The following is a 15808-nucleotide window of genomic DNA, read 5'->3' on the forward strand; positions in this document are numbered from 1 at the left end:
CGTCGGCCGCGAATCGAGAGCCCGCCGCGCAGCCCGCCTCCGGAATGGTCGCTATTGCCGTAGTGGCGGAGAGGAAACGCGCGATTGGCGCAGCCACAAAAAAGCCCCGCGGGTGCGGGGCTCTTTCGAAGCGAAACCGAACCGGGCTCAGGCCCAGAGGTCGTGCAGGACCATGGTGTGGTCGCGGTCCGGACCGGTGGAGACGATCGCCAGCGGGCAGCCGGCCAGCTCTTCCAGGGCGCGCAGGTAGGCGCGCGCGGCCGGCGGCAGCTTGTCCCACTCGGTGATGCCGTGGGTGTTCTCGTCCCAGCCCGGGAACTCCAGGTACACCGGCGTGCACTCGTCCCAGCCGGCCGCGTCCAGCGGCGCGTATTCGGTGCGCTTGCCGCGGTATTCGTAGGCGATGCAGATCTTCAGCGTCTTCATGCCGTCGAGCACGTCGAGCTTGGTGATGCACAGGCCGGTGATGCCGTTGATCGCCACCGCGCGCTTCAGCGCGACGATGTCGATCCAGCCGCAGCGGCGCGGGCGGCCGGTGGTGGCGCCGTATTCCTGGCCGCGGTCGCGGATGCCCTGGCCGACTTCGTCGTCCAGTTCGGTCGGGAACGGACCGCCGCCGACGCGGGTGGCGTAGGCCTTGGCGATGCCGAGCACGTAGTCGATCGAATCCGCGCCCACGCCGGTGCCGGCCATCGCGCCGCCGACGGTGGTGTTGGACGAGGTCACGTACGGATAGGTGCCGTGGTCGATGTCGAGCAGCGAGCCCTGCGCGCCTTCGAACAGCACGCGCTTGCCCTGCTTGCGCAGCTCGTGAAGGATGCCGGCGACGTCGGACTTCATCGGCTCGACGTATTCGCCGAAGGCCAGCGCCTCGTCCAGGGTCTTCTGGTAATCGACCGCTTCCACGCCCAGGTACTGGGTGAGGACGAAGTTGTGGTAGTCCAGCGCGGCGCGCAGCTTCTCGGCCAGCTGTTCCGGGTAGTGCAGGTCGGCGACGCGGATGCCGCGGCGGGCGACCTTGTCCTCGTAGGCCGGGCCGATGCCGCGACCGGTGGTGCCGATGGCCTTGCCGCCGGCGGCCTTTTCGCGGGCCTGATCCAGGGCGATGTGGTAGGGCATGATCAGCGGCGTGGCCGGGCTGATCTTCAGGCGCGAGCGCACTTCCACGCCGGTCGCCTCGAGTTCTTCGATTTCCTTGCGCAGCGCGGCCGGGCTCAGCACCACGCCGTTGCCGATCAGGCACAGCGCGCCTTCGCGCAGGATGCCGGAGGGAATCAGGTGGAGCACGGTTTTCTTGCCGCCGATGACCAGGGTGTGGCCGGCGTTGTGGCCGCCCTGGAAACGCACGACGGCGCCGATCTGCTCGGTCAGCAGGTCGACGATCTTGCCCTTGCCTTCATCGCCCCACTGGGCACCGAGAACGACGACTGACTGACCCATGACCTTCAAACTCCTGCGCTTGCGGTGATAGCGGCGGTGGCCGCCTGGCGTCCGCTCGCGGCCCAGTCGCAGCCGATGCCGCGCCACAGGGCCATGAACGGAAAAAAGCCGGCGGGGATGGCCCCGGCCGGCTTTTGTGCATTATCCGGGTTTCGGGGGGTCAAGGCCACCCCAAATCGGTCGGATCGTCCGGGCGAGCGCTCCGGATCGGTCCGGCGGGCGGGTTTCGTTCATGCTTGCGCCCTCCCCCGCCCCGCCCGCCGGCCCGTCCGTGCGCAGGCCCGCCGGTCAAAACGCGGGCCCGGCGTCATGCCGGGCCCGCCTGCCGCCGGGCGGTCCGACGCGCCCGGCAGCCGCAACCGTCCCGCTCAGCGTCCGCTCTTGCCTGCCTGGCGCGCGTCGACGTAGTCGTCGACGCCGTTCTTGTCCTGGTCCAGGCGGCGGCCGGTGAGCTGGTAGTAGGTGCGCGTGGCCAGCTCGCCGCGCACGTAGGCGCGCTTGTCCGGGTCCCAGTAGGTGGCGTTGGGGTCGACCGTATTGGCGGTGAAATAGACCGTGGTCGAGGGGAACAGGTCGATGTTGGTGCCCGGCCGGCAGTCGGCGGTGTCGGGACCGGCGGTGAAGCGGTCGGCCTGGCCCTTCTTGCAGTCCTCCTCGGTGATCACCTCGTAGACGTGGCGGCGCTGGCCGAGCTGGGCGATCGGCAGGCTCAGGCCCTTGCCGCGCGGATCCAGCTTGGCTTCGCGTACCAGGGTGCGGGTGGTTTCCGGCCAGGGCTGGAACGGCTCGCCGAGGAAGTCGGCGATGCGCCCGCCTACCACCATCTGGTCGAGCGCGAGTACGCGCGGCAGTTCCATCACCTGCAGGTCGCGCACCAGCAGCGGCGTGTCGGCGAGGTTGAACACGCCCAGGTTCAAGGTGCCGCCGATGGTGTCCAGGGTGCCGGCGTCGAAGGCGTGCAGACGCGGATTCAGCGCCATCGCCACATTCGACGAATTGCGCAGGGTGATGTCCTTGATCACGATCGGGTTCGGCGTCGACAGATTGAAGTTGACCCCGGCGAAAGACGCGCCGATGTGGAACTTGACCCCGCCCGGCGCCTGGCCCGGCGCGCCCGGCAGGCCGACGCAGCCGCCGGTGCCCCAGCCCGGATTCGGCGTGCTCCACTTCACCGTATACGGGTAGTAGGTGCCGCCCTGGAAGGTTTCGGACGGGCCGATCGGGCCGATCACGGTCGGGTTGATCCACGGGCTGTTGCAGCCGGCGAAAGCCCAGTCGATCACCGGCGGGGTCGCCGAGGGATACAGCACGCGCAGCTCCAGGCTGTGCGCGGGCGCGGCGTTGGGATTGACCAGGTCCCAGTTCCACATGGTCTGCAGCGACAGACCGACGTTGGCCGCCAGCACCGAGAATTCGTGGTCGCTGAAATGGCGGCGGTAGCCGGCGCGGTCTTCGGCGGTAAGCGCGCCGCCGGCCGGCATCACATGGTGCTTGTAGGTGTCTTCGCCGGGGCCGACGATGGTGTTGTGGGCCAGGCCGTAGTTGTGCCCGGCCTCGTGCGCGGCGGTGCCGCCGATCGAGTTGGCCCAGCGGTCCAGGGTCGAGTTGGCGCCGTTGAGCGCGCCGCCCGGGCCGCCGGTCCAGTCCTGGTAGGTCTTGCCCCAGACGTAGGAATAGTCGACCGCGACCGCATCGCCGGTATCGACCGCCTGGGCCAGGCCGAACAGGCCGTCGGCGATGTCCGACTTGGTCGTCACCGCGACCACGTTGCGGCGCGGGAAGGTCGCCGGCGGCAGGGTCGCGGTCGGCAGCACCTGGACGTTGAATTCGCAGTAGTCCAGCTCGACCACGTGCTTGACCGCGTCGCGCAGCGCGGTGGTGGTGCCGGTGTAGCTGGGCAGGTCGGCGGCGTTGAACGCGGCCGCCGGATTGGTCACCGAACCGGCCGAGAAACCGAACGAGGGGTAGGCGATCGGCGCGGTCGGGAACACCAGGTAGAGTTTGTTGGCCTTGTTGGACGGGTTGTAGGCCGGGCAGGTGGCGGCCAGCGCCGATCCGCTCAGCGACAGCAGGGCCAGGGCGAGTGCGGTCCGACGCAAGTGCAGCGATTCCTTCATGACGCGACTCCGGGTCGTGTGGACGTTCTGGGACGGTGGGATGACTGGCGTCTTGGCGCCGTCGCCGCCGGAGAGATCGGAGGCCGCCTGCGTCGTTCGCCGCCGATGGTTCTAGGACCGCTAGCGGGGTCGGCGACAGGGCGAAAACGGGTCGATACCGGGACGACCGGGGAAGGATTCGCAGTCCCGATCGCGAAACGCGGGCAAAGGTGATGCGCTTCTCCGCGCCCTGTTGACCGGCGTCATGGGCGGCGAACGACGGTGAGCGGGCCGAGCCGACGCTGCGGCGCGGTTCGCGGACGCCTTGCGGCGCGGCCGGCGGCTCAGCCGGCGAGCAGGTCCAGGATCGAACAGGCCATCCGTTGCTTCTTCGGCGGCAGGCGCCGGATCAATTCGAGCATCCGGCCCTCGGTCTCGCTTTGGGCGAAGTCCTGCATCGTGACGGCCATGTCGAAATCGCCGCCGTTGGGCTGCGCGCGTCCGCGTCCGGTAGCCAACCATTCGAAACACGTCCCGGTGGCCAGCGCGACCCGCGCCAGGTGGTCCACGCTGGGCGAAGTGCCGCCCGCCTGCTCCCATTGCGCCACCGCGCTGCGCTGGACGCCGACGCGCCCGGCCAGTTGGGTCTGGGAAAAATTGGCGAACCTGCGCGCACGCCGGATTCGCGTCGACATCGACGACATCGCTCCTCCTTTCGTGTACCGGAGTTCGTGTGACGAAAGTCCTGCCGAGCAGGCAGCGATCATGTCCGCCGCTGCTAGCCAAACGCCGGCGGAGGTCCGGATCGGCCATCGCCCGCGCGGCGATGAAAACGTCGGTCGTGCCGAGCGATGCGGATGCGAACGCGCGGCCTGGCGACGAGGCAAACCGAAGGCCTGCCTGGCCTGCAGCCGACGCCTGCGTTGCGACGCCTTTCCCAACCGACGCCGCGATGCGGCGCAAAGCCAATCGCATGCGGCCCAGGCGGCCCGTGCGCAGGATCGGGAGGGCTTGCGGCGAGGATTCGGGCAGCGCGGGCGGACCGCGCACGCGGCCGGAGCGGCCGCGTGCGCGGTCGATGCGCTATAGGCGACAGGCTCGCCCGCGCTCGGCGCGACCGCTCAGCCGCGCGCGAGCCACAAGGCGACGATGCCGATCGCCACCACTGTCGCCCCGACCAGGCGCAGGTGCCGGTCGGGCAGCATCAGCAGCTGTTCGGCGGCGCGCTTCCAGCCGCGCGGGGCGGCGAACAGGAACAGCCCCTCGAACACCGCCACCAGGCACAGCGCCCGCAGCACTTCGCCGGCCACGGCGCCTCAGCGGTCGGACTTGAGGTATTGCAGGAACGGATCGTCGCGGTCGAGCACGATCACGCTCTGGCCATCGGCGAAGGACTTGCGGTAGCTCTCCAGGCTGCGCTGGAAGGCGAAGAAGGCCGGATCCTTGTTCGCCGCCTCGCCGTACAGGCGCGCGGCCTGGGCGTCGCCTTCGCCGCGCAGGCGCTGCGCGTCGCGCTCGGCCTCGGCCAGGATCACGGTGCGGTCGCGTTCGGCCGCGGCGCGGATCGCCTGCGCCTGCTCCACGCCCTCGGCGCGCAGCTGGCTGGCGACCTGCAGGCGCTGCGAGCGCATCTGGTTGTAGACCGAGGCCAGCACGTTGCTGTCCTGCGGCAGGTCGATGCGCTTGATGCGGATGTCCTTGATCCGGATGCCCAGCGTCGCGGCGCCCTTGTTGATCGCTTCCAGCTGCTTGCCGATCACCGCTTCGCGGTCGCCCTTGACCACGTCGAGCAGCTTCAGCGAGTTGATCTCGTTGCGCAGCGAGTCGCGGATGATCGGCGCCAGGCGCTCGACCGCGACCGACTCGTCGCCGCCGGTGGCCTGGAAGAAGCGGCGCATGTCGTCGATCTGGCCGAGGGCGAAGAAGTCGACGCTGACGTCCAGCTTGTCCGCGGTCAGGTAGCGCTCCGGCGGCGATTCCAGGATCTGCAGGCGGCGGTCGAACACGCGCGCGGTTTCGATCAGCGGCCACTTGAAGCGCAGGCCGGGGCCGATGTCCTCGCGCACCACGGTGCCGAGCCGGAACACGATCGCGCTGTGCCCTTCGGAGACGGTGAACACCGAACCCAGCAGCGCCAGCAGGGCGGCCACCACCGCGGCCACAATGACGGGGAATCTCATCGCATCACCTCATCGCGGGTCTTCGGGCGCGCCGGGCGGCCGACGTAGGGCATGGTGGCCGACTCGGTCGAAGTGACCGGGCTGAGCATTTCCGGCTGCAGCGGCACGCTGACCGGGCCCGGCGTGGTCGGCACCGCGTTGCGGTCGGCCATCGGCACGTACAGGATCTGGCGCGAGTCGCCGCCGACGATGGTGCGGTTCTGCGCCAGCACTTCCTGCACCGTATCCAGCCACAGGCGCTTGCGGGTCACGTCGGGCGCGTTCTTGTACTGCTCGACCAGCAGCGAGAAGCGGGTCGCGTCGCCTTCGGCGCGGGCCACGGTCGAGGTCTTGTAGCCCTCGGCGGTGGTGCGGATGCGCTGCGCGTCGCCGCGCGCTTCCGGGACGATCTTCTTGGCGTAGGCCTGGGCCTCGTTGATCGAGGTCGACTTCTCGGCGTTGGCGCGCTGGGCCTCGTCGAACGCGTCCTTGACCTCTTCCGGCGGACGCGCGTTGGGCAGGTTGAGCTCGGTCAGGATCAGGCCGGTCTCGTAGGCCTTCAGCGAGGCCTGCAGGCGCTGGCGCACCTGGGTGGTCAGCACGCTGCGCGCGCCGAGCACGGTGTCCAGGTCGGAGCGGCCGATCTGCTCGCGCACCGCGCTCTGCGCGGCCTGCTTGAGCACGTCGTCGGGCTTGCGCGAACCGAACAGGTACTGGCGCGGCGACTCGATCCGGTACTGGACGTTGATCTCGACGTTGACCATGTTGCCGTCGCGGGTCAGCACCGGGATGGTTTCGCTGTAGGCCTGGGTCTGGGTCGCGTTGACCTTGCGCACGCTCTCGATCGGCCACGGCGCCTTGAAATGCGGGCCGGGCTGGAGCACGCGCGAGAACACGCCGAAGCGCAGGACCACGCCGCGCTCCTGCTCGGTCACCAGGACGAAGCAGTTGAACATCAGCCACAGGCCGAGCAGCAGCGCGACCCAGCGCAGGATCCCGCCGCCGCCGTTGCCGAACAGGCCGCGCAGCGGCTCGATCACGGCGTCGAGGCCGCGCCCTTGGGGTTTGCGGCGCGGCGGACGCGGGTTGTCGCCGGAATTGTCACTGCCAGGGGTGTTCCAGGCCATGCCTGCTCCTAAGAAGTTGGGCGCCGGGCGGGACGTCCTCTGTCCAGCCCGCTGCACCGGCGGCACGCCGCCGGCCCGCAGCGCCGATGCGCCGCGGGAATCCGCGCGCCGAACCAGCGCGCGCGAACCCGTCGATTCTAGGTGGGGTCCTGAACCGCCTCAAGCAAGGGGCGCAGCGCTTCGCCGTGAGCCTGGACGAACAGGCGCTGGGCGTCGGCCAGGGCCAGGTCGACCTGCAGCAGCCAGCCGTGCTCGTCGGCCTGCTCGGCGCGGACCGCGCCCAGCTCGTGCAGGCGCGCGCGCAAACGCGCGTCCTGCGGGGCGATCCGCAGCTCGCCGGCGATGTGGCGCAGCTGCAAGGCCTCGCCCAGGGCGCCGCGCAACAGCTCCAGGCCCAGGCCCTGGCGGGCCGAGACCCATACCCGGTGGCGCTCCTCGCCGGGCCGGTCGACCCGCGGCGGCACGCCTTCGAGGCGGTCGATCTTGTTGAAAACCAGCAATTGCGGCAAATCGCCGGCGCCGATTTCGTTCAGAACCTCGTCGACCTGGGCGATGCGGTCGTCGCGATGCGGGTCGGCGGCGTCGATCACGTGCAGCAGCAGGTCGGCCTCGCGCGCCTCCGACAGGGTCGAGCGGAACGCCGCGACCAGTTCGTGCGGCAGGTCGCGGACGAAGCCGACCGTGTCGGCCAGCACCACCGCGCCGCCGGACAGCTCGATCCGGCGCACGGTCGGGTCCAGGGTCGCGAACAGTTGGTCGGCGGCGTAAGCCTCGGCGCCGGTCAGGGCGTTGAACAGGGTCGACTTGCCGGCGTTGGTGTAGCCGACCAGGGCCACCCGCGGCAGTTCGCTGCGGACCCGCGCGCGACGCATCTGGGTACGTTGCACCTCGACCTTGTCGAGCCGGCGCTGCAACTGTTCGACCCGCTTCTGCAGCAGGCGGCGGTCGGTTTCCAGCTGGGTTTCGCCGGGCCCGCGCAGGCCGATCGAGCCGCCACGCTGGCGCTCCAGGTGGGTCCAGCCGCGCACCAGGCGGGTGGCCATGTGTTTGAGCTGGGCCAGTTCGACCTGCAGCTTGCCCTCGGCGCTCTGCGCGCGCTGGGAGAAGATGTCCAGGATCAGGCCGGTTCGGTCGACCACCCGGCGCTGCAGGGCGCGCTCGAGATTGCGCTCCTGGCCCGGGCTGAGCGGATGGTTGACCAGGATCAGGTCGGCGCCGCTGGCGTCGGCCGCGGCCTTGACCTCGTCGAGCTTGCCGCTGCCGATCAGGGTCGCCGCATTGGGCCGGTCGATGCGCGCGGTCAGCACCGCGGCCACGGTGGCGCCCGCCGACCGCGCCAGGTCGGCGAACTCCTCCAGCAGGTCCTCGTCCGGCGCGCCGCCGGCGTGGGGCTGGATCAACAGGGCGTGCTCGCCCTTCTTGGAACGTTCGAACATCTAGGGCCCGGGGAACGAGTGGAGAGGAACGAGGAACGAGTCAAGGCGGCCATGCCGTGCCGGCCCCGTCCTCCGCTCTCGTTCCGGATTATTCGGTTTCGTCGCTGCCGTCGCCGCCGTCGGCCGACTGGACATAGCCGCCGCCCGGTCCGACGCGCACGTTGCGCGCGGGCACCACGGTGGAAATCGCGTGCTTGTAGACCATCTGGCTGACGGTATTGCGCAGCAGCACCACGAACTGATCGAACGATTCGATCGTGCCCTGCAGCTTGATGCCGTTGACGAGGTAGACCGAGACCGGCACACGTTCGCGACGCAGCGCATTCAGGAAAGGATCCTGGAGGGATTGCCCCTTAGACATCTTCTAATTCCCCAGCATGTTCTAGTTATTAGGACGGCGCTCCCAGCAACGGGTGCGGGCGCGGCCGTATCGCCGGCTGTTGTCCCCACAGGGCGACCGGCCGATGGTAACGCAAGTGGTAGCAAACATTGCGACCCGGTTCCGGGTTTGCGCGCTCCATTCTAAGCCGCCGGGGCCTGTCCTACGAGCCGAACGCCCGCGAACTGCGTCAATGTGCGTTCCAACTCGACCGCATCGCGCAAAGGGTCGAACCAACGCAGGTCAAGCTCGCCGCGCAACCAGGTCAACTGGCGCTTGGCCAACTGCCGGGTCGCGTAGATGCCGCGCGCACGGAACTCGTCCTCGTCGCCCGCCCCGTCCAGGTACTCCCAGGCCTGGCGGTAGCCGACCGCGCGGATCGCCGGCAGATCCAGCGGGGCGGGATGCGCGCCCAGCTGCGGCAGCGCGCGCAGGCGGCGGACTTCGTCGAGAAAGCCGTCGGCCAGCATCTGGTCGAAGCGGCGCTCGATCCGGGCATGCAGGGTCGCGCGTTCGGTCGGCGCCAGCGCCAGCCTGAGCACCCGATACGGCAGCCGCGGCGCGTGCAGGGCCTCGCGCCGCCAGCGGCTGATCGGCTTGCCGGACAGGCGGAACACTTCCAGGGCACGCTGGATGCGTTGGGCGTCGGTGGCGTGGATGCGCGCCGCCGCCTCCGGATCGACCTGGGCCAGTTCGGCGTGCAGGGCGGCCCAGCCGCGCTGCCCCGCCTCGGCGGCCAGCTGGGCGCGGACCGCGGCGTCGGCCTCGGGCATCGGCGCCAGGCCGCGCAGCAGGGCGTGGAAGTACAGGCCGGTGCCGCCGGCCAGGATCGGCAGGCGGCCGCGGGCGACGATGCCGTCCAGGGCGCGGCGCGCGTCCTGGGCGAAGTCGGCGGCCGAGTACGGCTGCCAGGGGTCGCGCACGTCGATCAGGTGGTGCGGCACCTGCGCCCGCTCGGCCGCGCTGGGCTTGGCCGCGCCGATGTCGAGGCCGCGGTAGACCAGGGCCGAGTCGACGCTGACGATCTCGCCGTCCAGGCGCTGCGCCCAGTCCAGGGCCAGGGCGGTCTTGCCCGACGCGGTCGGCCCCATCAGGGCGATCGCGAGCGGGCGCGGGTCGGCGGAACGGGCCATGCGGCGGAAGCGGAACGGGCGGCGGCGAGAGCCGGCAGCCTCGCACAGCCGCGCGCGCGACGGAAGCCGCGGCGGCGGCGGACGGCTTTCCACATCCGCTGTGGAGAAGCACTGGGGCAAGCCTGTTGATAAGCCGGCGCAGCCCAGGCGCGGCAAGGCTTGGCGGGATTTTGGCGAAAACATCGCCATCCGCCTGCGGTTGTCCACACAGCCTGTGGACAAGCCTGCGGACAGTTTCCGGAACGCGCCCGCAATCCGTTGCCACACAACGATTGCAAGAGGGTTGGCGATAATTTGACCAGCGATTTTCGCTTGACTTCCAAGGCTTTGCGCGCATCCGCGCGATCGGCGCCGGTCCGCGGCGCGCGCACCGGCTGTCCACATTCGCTGTGGACAAGGCTGCGGACAGCGATCCGCGAATCGGGTTTCACGCTATGCGCCGCAAGGCCTGGCAAAGATTGGCGAAAAAATCGCCAGGCCGCTGCGGCGCCTGGAAACACACGCTTGCACCGGCATGACGCGCGCCGTGCGGCTACCGGCGCCGCGCCGCCGTCGGCGGCGATCGCTGCGACGCCCCGCCCTGGCGCCACCGCGCTACCGCCTCGGCGGACGACGCGATTCGGTCGGGGCGCCGTTGTCCACATCGCTTGTGGACAAGCTTGCGGACAGCTGCGGTGGAATCGGGTTTCACGCCTTGCGGGGCAAGGCCTGCAGGATTCTGGACAAAATATCGCCAGGCGCGCGCGAGCCGTTTCGCGCCTGATTTCAGGCCGGCCGCGATGGCGATGCCGCTACGCTGGCGCAACGGCAGTGCGGTGCGACAGCCGCGAGAGCTTGCGTACGCTGTCCACAAACGCTGTGGAAAAACCTGCGGACACACGGCCGGGAGGCGTGTTTCACGCCTTGCGCATCAAGGCCCGCGGAACTTTGGCGATTTTTTGTCCAGGCCGTCGATATCCGGATCCGACGGCGATTCGCGGCGAGCCCTGCCGCTGTCGCGGCGCGGTACCGATCGGGAGCTGCCGCCGGCGCCGGCGCCGGCTTCGCCTCGGGCGCTTGTCCACATCGGCTGTGGACAAGGCTGCGGACACTCGCCGGGGAATCGGGTTTCACGCCTTGCGGGGCAAGGCTTGCGGGATTCTGGACAATTCTTCGCCACGTGCAGAGCAAATCCCCCCTGCCCCCCCCTTTTGCAAAGGGGGCAACGGCGAAAAGCCTGGCGCGGGCGGGAGCGATGCGGGGGAGCTCGCGGCGGCGTAGGCGGCGCGACCGGGGCGGTGAGCGCTCCATATCCGCGGATCGTCGCGGTAACGCGGCTGCGCATGTCCACAGCGGCTGTGGACAAGCTTGCGGACACTTGCGCGCGAATCGGGTTTCACGCCTTGCGCGACAAGGCCTCGGGGATTTTGGACAAATCTTCGCCAGCTCGCGAGGCGATGGATATCGGCGTCCCCGATGGCGATGCGGCGCGGTATCGGGCCCAAGGCTGGGCGCGACCGTCCGCATTGACAAATCCGCCACCGCCACGCGTCGCCGCGATACGGCGCGTGCGCTGTCCACAAACGCTGTGGACAAGGCTGCGGATACGCATCGGCGAAGGCGGTTTCACGCCTTGCGCAGCAAGCCTTGCAGGAGTTTGGCGTTTTTTTGTCCACGAACCGGGACGCGTTCCGCCGGCGGCGCTGCGCCGGCGCGACGCGGACTGTCCGTCGCGGTTCCAAGTCCAACGGCAAGCTGGCGCCGCACGCGCAATCCCGGCCGCGCCTTGTCCACATGCGCTGTGGACAAGGCTGCGGACAGTCGCCCGCGAATCGGGTTTCACGCCTTGCGCCGCAAGGCTTGCAGGATTGTGGCGAAATTATCGCCAGCCTTGCGGATGCGGCCGAGATCCCGGCGCGGCGCCGGCGGAGTCCTCGCTCGACGCGACGGGGCAAGACAGCCGCCGGATCGCGCACATTCCCGCCGCCGGCACGGGAGGGTTCTTGCTCTGCGCCTGTGCGCGACCTATGCCGCTGTGGATCGAGGTCCGGCCATCGTCGCCGCTTCGGCGCCGCTTCAACGCCGGTTCGCCGCTCTGCGTGCGCCGGCTTCGCCCTCGCCGGCCTGTCGGCGGACGCGGGACGCAGCGGGTTCGATATCGCCAGCGACGGCGCGAAACGACCGGTCGAGTGCGCCGACGCGCGGCGCGCCTGCGGGGGCGGCTTACTCGTCGTCGGGCCACTTCAACGAAGGCGCCGACGCCGCCGTACGCCGCGGCGTCGCTTGCGCCGCGACCGCGTGCCATACCTTCAGCGCGTCCACCGTCGCGGCGACGTCGTGCACGCGCAGCAGCGTCGCGCCGCGCTGGGCCGCGATCAGGTGCGCGGCGACCGAGCCGTGCACGCGCTCGCGCGCGTCCTCGCGACCGGTCAGCTCGCCGATGCTGCGCTTGCGCGACAGGCCGGCCAGCAACGGCACGCCGAGTTCGGCGAAGCGCTCGAGTTGGGCCAGCAGGCTCAGGTTGTGGTCCAGGGTCTTGCCGAAGCCGAAGCCCGGGTCGACCACGATCCGTTTCTTGGCGATGCCGGCCATCTCGGCGGCGAAGATGCGCTCGGCGAGGAAGCGGTGCACTTGCGCGACCACGTCGTCGTAGACCGGCTCGTGCTGCATCGAACGCGGCTCGCCCTGCATGTGCATCAGCACCACCGGCACGCCGAGCCCGGCGGCCGCTTCGAGCGCGCCCTCGCGGCGCAGGGCGTAGACGTCGTTGATCATCCCCGCGCCGGCCGCGACCGCAGCCTGCATGACCTCGGGCTTGGAGGTGTCGATGCTGATCGGCAAGCCGGTTTCGCGCGCCAAGCGCTCGATCACCGGAATCGTGCGCCGCAGTTCCTCCTCGACCGGCACCTCGTCGGCTCCGGGCCGGGTCGACTCGCCGCCGATATCGAGCACGTCCGCGCCCTCCGCGGCCAGCCGCAGCGCGTGCGCCACCGCCGCCTCGACGCTGTCGTGCGCCCCGCCGTCGGAGAACGAATCCGGGGTGACGTTGACGATGCCCATCACCCGCGGGCGATCGAGCTTGAGCGGGCGGCCTTGGCAGTCGAGGATCGGAGTCAGGTCGAACATGGGATCGGCAGCTTTGGCTCGGGACTGGGGGTGCGGGACTCGGGACTCGGGACTCGGGACTCGGCAAGAGCGTTCGTCCCGGCCTGAGCTTACGCAAGCGCGGCGCGGCTTTCATCTTGCAGTTCTGGCCGCGGCCCGCTCGCCCTTTGATGCCCGGCCAAAGCAAAACGGCGCCCGGTTTCCCGGACGCCGTTCGGCTCGATGCTTGGATGGCTCAGGCAGCGCCCAGTCTCGCCGAATCCCGAATCCCGAATCCCGAAGAGGGTCTCAGGTCTGCGCCGCCGGGCCGCCGATCGCGCCCGGACGGTTGTCGTCCTTGGGCAGCTTGCCGGCCTTGGCCCAGTCGGCCGGCGGGCCCGGGCGGCGGCCGGCCATGATCTCGTCGATCTGGGCCGCGTCGATGGTCTCGTACTGCAGCAGCGCCTCGGCCATCACGTGCAGCTTGTCGAGGTTGTCCTTGAGGATCTGCGAGGTGCGGCCGTAGGCCTTGTCGAGGATGCCGCGCACGACCTCGTCGATCCTGCGCGCGGTCTCGTTGGACACGTTCTTGTGTTGGGTGACCGAACGGCCGAGGAAGACTTCGTCCTCTTCTTCGCCGTAGGCGATCGGGCCCATCTCGTCGCTCAGGCCCCACTTGGTGACCATGTTGCGGGCCATCTTGGTCGCGCGCTCGATATCGTTGGACGCGCCGGTGGTGACCTTGTCGACGCCGAAGATCAGCTCCTCGGCGACGCGGCCGCCGTACAGCGAGCACAGCATCGATTCGATCGCGACCCGGTTCATCGAGTACTTGTCGCCTTCCGGCAGGTACATGGTCACGCCCAGGGCGCGGCCGCGCGGAATGATGGTGACCTTGTACACCGGGTCGTGCTCGGGCACGACCCGGCCGACGATGGCGTGGCCGGCCTCGTGATAGGCGGTCAGCTTCTTCTCGTCCTCGCTCATCGCCATCGAGCGGCGCTCGGCGCCCATCAGGATCTTGTCGCGCGCCTTGTCGAAGTGCTCCATGCGCACGTCCTTGGCGTTCTCGCGCGCGGCGAACAGGGCCGCCTCGTTGCAGAGGTTGGCCAGGTCGGCGCCGGAGAAGCCCGGGGTGCCGCGGGCGATGGTCATCGGCTCGACGTCGTCGTGCAGCGGCAGCTTGCGCATGTGCACGCGCAGGATCTGTTCGCGGCCCTTCACGTCCGGCAGGCCGACCACCACCTGGCGGTCGAAACGGCCCGGGCGCAGCAGCGCCGGGTCGAGCACGTCGGGGCGGTTGGTCGCGGCGATCACGATCACGCCTTCGCCGCCTTCGAAGCCGTCCATCTCCACCAGCAGCTGGTTGAGGGTCTGCTCGCGCTCGTCGTGGCCGCCGCCCAGGCCGGCGCCGCGATGGCGGCCGACCGCGTCGATTTCGTCGATGAAGATGATGCAGGGCGCGTGCTTCTTGGCCTGCTCGAACATGTCGCGCACGCGGCTGGCGCCGACGCCGACGAACATCTCGACGAAGTCGGAACCGGAGATCGAGAAGAACGGCACCTTGGCCTCGCCGGCGATGGCGCGGGCGAGCAGGGTCTTGCCGGTGCCCGGCGGGCCGACCATCAGCACGCCGCGCGGAATCTTGCCGCCGAGCTTCTGGAACTTGGACGGGTCGCGCAGGAACTCAACCAGTTCGCCGACTTCTTCCTTGGCCTCGTCGCAGCCGGCGACGTCGGCCAGGGTCACCTTGACCTGGTCCTCGCCCTGCAGCTTGGCCCGCGAACGGCCGAAGCTCATCGCGCCCTTGCTGCCGCCCTGCTGCATCTGGCGCATGAAGTACACCCAGATGCCGATGAACAGCAGCCACGGCAGCACGTTGACCAGGATCATGATCAGCGAGGGGCTGCTCGACGGCGGGGTCTGCTCGGTGACGACCTTGTGGTTGATCAGGTCGTTGATCAGGTAGGGGTCGCGCGTGCTGTAGGTGGTGAACTTGGTGTCGTCCTTGCGCGTGCCGGTGATCGTGGTGCCGTCGTCGGAGATCTTCACTTCCTTGATCTTGTCCGACTGGACCTGGGCGATGAACTGGTCGTAGGCCAGCACATCGGCGCCGGGGGTGCGCGGGCCGAACGCCTGGAACACCACCATCAGCACGACGGCGACGATCACCCAAAGCAGCAGATTCTTGGCCAAATCGTTCATTTATTTCCTACCCTGCGGCCCCGCGGGGCCTCGTGTCCTCCGACGCCTCGTGCGCCGGCGGGTACCGCCAGATTGCCCAGATTGTCACACCGGCGCGCGTCAGGCACCTGCCGTCATGCGGCCGTTGCGCGCTTGCCCTGCGCCAGTGCGTACACCTCCGGCGACCGCTTGCGCGAGGCCGCCGGCTTGCGGATCGAGACCTTGGCGTAGCGCCGGCGCAGTTCGCGCACGTAATCGTCGAAGCCGACGCCCTGGAACAGCTTGATCAGGAACGTGCCGTCGACCTTCAGGTGCCGGTCGGCGAAGTCCATCGCCAGCTCCGAAAGGTGCATCGCCCGCGGCAGGTCCACCGCATCCACACCGCTCATATTGGGGGCCATGTCCGACAGCACAAGGTCCACCGCCTGCCCGCCCAGGGTGGCTTCCAACTGCGATAACACCGCATCCTCCCTGAAATCGCCATGAAGGAATTCGACCCCGGCCAGGCCGGGCATGTCGAGGATGTCCAGGGCGATGATCCGGCCGGGCTGCTTCGGATTCAGCCGGTCCAGCTCCTGCCGGACCCACTGCGACCAGCCGCCCGGGGCGGCGCCCAGGTCGACCACCACCATGCCCGGCCGCAGCAGGCGGTCGCGCTCGACCAGTTCCTCCAGCTTGTAGGCTGCGCGCGAGCGCAGGCCCTCGGCCTTGGCCTTCTTCACGAAGGGGTCGGAGAAGTGCTCTTTGAGCCAGCGATGGCTGGATTTGCTGCGGGTCGCCATGGGCGGGCG

Annotated in this window: 12 protein-coding genes; all 12 read right to left on the reverse strand. The window is 69.6% G+C overall.

The annotated features are described in order from the left end of the window. Positions 1-147 precede the first annotated feature (147 nt). The 12 genes from AC3A57_RS11330 to rlmE all read right to left on the reverse strand — a co-directional run bounded on the left by AC3A57_RS11330 (position 148) and on the right by rlmE (position 15799). Entirely contained in the window at positions 148-1440 is a 1293-nt protein-coding gene (locus tag AC3A57_RS11330) for an adenylosuccinate synthase (RefSeq protein WP_487579023.1), read from the reverse strand. Between the two features lie 368 nt (positions 1441-1808). After that, entirely contained in the window at positions 1809-3557 is a 1749-nt protein-coding gene (locus AC3A57_RS11335) for a hypothetical protein (protein WP_487579024.1), read from the reverse strand. A gap of 323 nt (positions 3558-3880) precedes the next feature. Then, the gene (locus tag AC3A57_RS11340) at positions 3881-4231 is read right to left on the reverse strand and encodes a helix-turn-helix transcriptional regulator (RefSeq protein WP_487579025.1); all 351 of its coding nucleotides are present in this window, start codon (positions 4229-4231) and stop codon (positions 3881-3883) included. A gap of 426 nt (positions 4232-4657) precedes the next feature. Beyond that, a complete protein-coding gene (locus AC3A57_RS11345; protein WP_487579026.1) occupies positions 4658-4846 on the reverse strand; it encodes a DUF2065 domain-containing protein in 189 nt (62 codons plus the stop codon). A 6-nt stretch (positions 4847-4852) separates the two neighbouring features. Next, positions 4853-5716 (reverse strand): protease modulator HflC, encoded by an 864-nt coding sequence (gene hflC / locus AC3A57_RS11350; protein WP_221671790.1) that lies wholly within the window; start codon positions 5714-5716, stop codon positions 4853-4855. Then, the gene (gene hflK / locus AC3A57_RS11355; protein WP_487579027.1) at positions 5713-6822 is read right to left on the reverse strand and encodes an FtsH protease activity modulator HflK; all 1110 of its coding nucleotides are present in this window, start codon (positions 6820-6822) and stop codon (positions 5713-5715) included. Before hflK ends, hflC begins: the two co-directional genes overlap by 4 nt. A 137-nt stretch (positions 6823-6959) precedes the next feature. Then, complete coding sequence (gene hflX, locus AC3A57_RS11360; protein ID WP_487579028.1) at positions 6960-8258, reverse strand: ribosome rescue GTPase HflX; 1299 nt, start codon at positions 8256-8258, stop codon at positions 6960-6962. A gap of 88 nt (positions 8259-8346) precedes the next feature. Further along, positions 8347-8619: an RNA chaperone Hfq gene (gene hfq, locus AC3A57_RS11365; protein ID WP_064748599.1), complete on the reverse strand. Its 273-nt coding sequence runs from the start codon at positions 8617-8619 to the stop codon at positions 8347-8349. Between the two features lie 161 nt (positions 8620-8780). After that, positions 8781-9770: a tRNA (adenosine(37)-N6)-dimethylallyltransferase MiaA gene (gene miaA / locus AC3A57_RS11370; protein WP_487579029.1), complete on the reverse strand. Its 990-nt coding sequence runs from the start codon at positions 9768-9770 to the stop codon at positions 8781-8783. A gap of 2202 nt (positions 9771-11972) precedes the next feature. Then, on the reverse strand, positions 11973-12875 hold the full coding sequence (gene folP, locus AC3A57_RS11375; RefSeq protein ID WP_487579030.1) for a dihydropteroate synthase: 903 nt from the start codon (positions 12873-12875) through the stop codon (positions 11973-11975). Positions 12876-13142: 267 nt separating this feature from the next. Further along, positions 13143-15038, reverse strand: coding sequence for an ATP-dependent zinc metalloprotease FtsH (gene ftsH, locus AC3A57_RS11380; RefSeq protein WP_487579031.1), 1896 nt, complete (start codon positions 15036-15038; stop codon positions 13143-13145). A gap of 113 nt (positions 15039-15151) precedes the next feature. Continuing rightward, on the reverse strand, positions 15152-15799 hold the full coding sequence (gene rlmE, locus AC3A57_RS11385; RefSeq protein WP_221671783.1) for a 23S rRNA (uridine(2552)-2'-O)-methyltransferase RlmE: 648 nt from the start codon (positions 15797-15799) through the stop codon (positions 15152-15154). Positions 15800-15808: the final 9 nt, after the last annotated feature.

The sequence above is a fragment of the Lysobacter sp. Soil_C_15 genome, from assembly GCF_057657315.1.

What these genes read in the sequence shown, in the direction of transcription:
- AC3A57_RS11340 (WP_487579025.1), bottom strand. Translation starts at nt 4,231, where the DNA reads ATGTCGACGCGAATCCGGCGTGCGCGCAGGTTCGCCAATTTTTCCCAG.
- miaA (WP_487579029.1), bottom strand. Translation starts at nt 9,770, where the DNA reads ATGGCCCGTTCCGCCGACCCGCGCCCGCTCGCGATCGCCCTGATGGGG.
- AC3A57_RS11335 (WP_487579024.1), bottom strand. Translation starts at nt 3,557, where the DNA reads ATGAAGGAATCGCTGCACTTGCGTCGGACCGCACTCGCCCTGGCCCTG.
- hflK (WP_487579027.1), bottom strand. Translation starts at nt 6,822, where the DNA reads ATGGCCTGGAACACCCCTGGCAGTGACAATTCCGGCGACAACCCGCGT.
- folP (WP_487579030.1), bottom strand. Translation starts at nt 12,875, where the DNA reads ATGTTCGACCTGACTCCGATCCTCGACTGCCAAGGCCGCCCGCTCAAG.
- AC3A57_RS11330 (WP_487579023.1), bottom strand. Translation starts at nt 1,440, where the DNA reads ATGGGTCAGTCAGTCGTCGTTCTCGGTGCCCAGTGGGGCGATGAAGGC.
- hfq (WP_064748599.1), bottom strand. Translation starts at nt 8,619, where the DNA reads ATGTCTAAGGGGCAATCCCTCCAGGATCCTTTCCTGAATGCGCTGCGT.
- hflC (WP_221671790.1), bottom strand. Translation starts at nt 5,716, where the DNA reads ATGAGATTCCCCGTCATTGTGGCCGCGGTGGTGGCCGCCCTGCTGGCG.
- ftsH (WP_487579031.1), bottom strand. Translation starts at nt 15,038, where the DNA reads ATGAACGATTTGGCCAAGAATCTGCTGCTTTGGGTGATCGTCGCCGTC.
- hflX (WP_487579028.1), bottom strand. Translation starts at nt 8,258, where the DNA reads ATGTTCGAACGTTCCAAGAAGGGCGAGCACGCCCTGTTGATCCAGCCC.
- rlmE (WP_221671783.1), bottom strand. Translation starts at nt 15,799, where the DNA reads ATGGCGACCCGCAGCAAATCCAGCCATCGCTGGCTCAAAGAGCACTTC.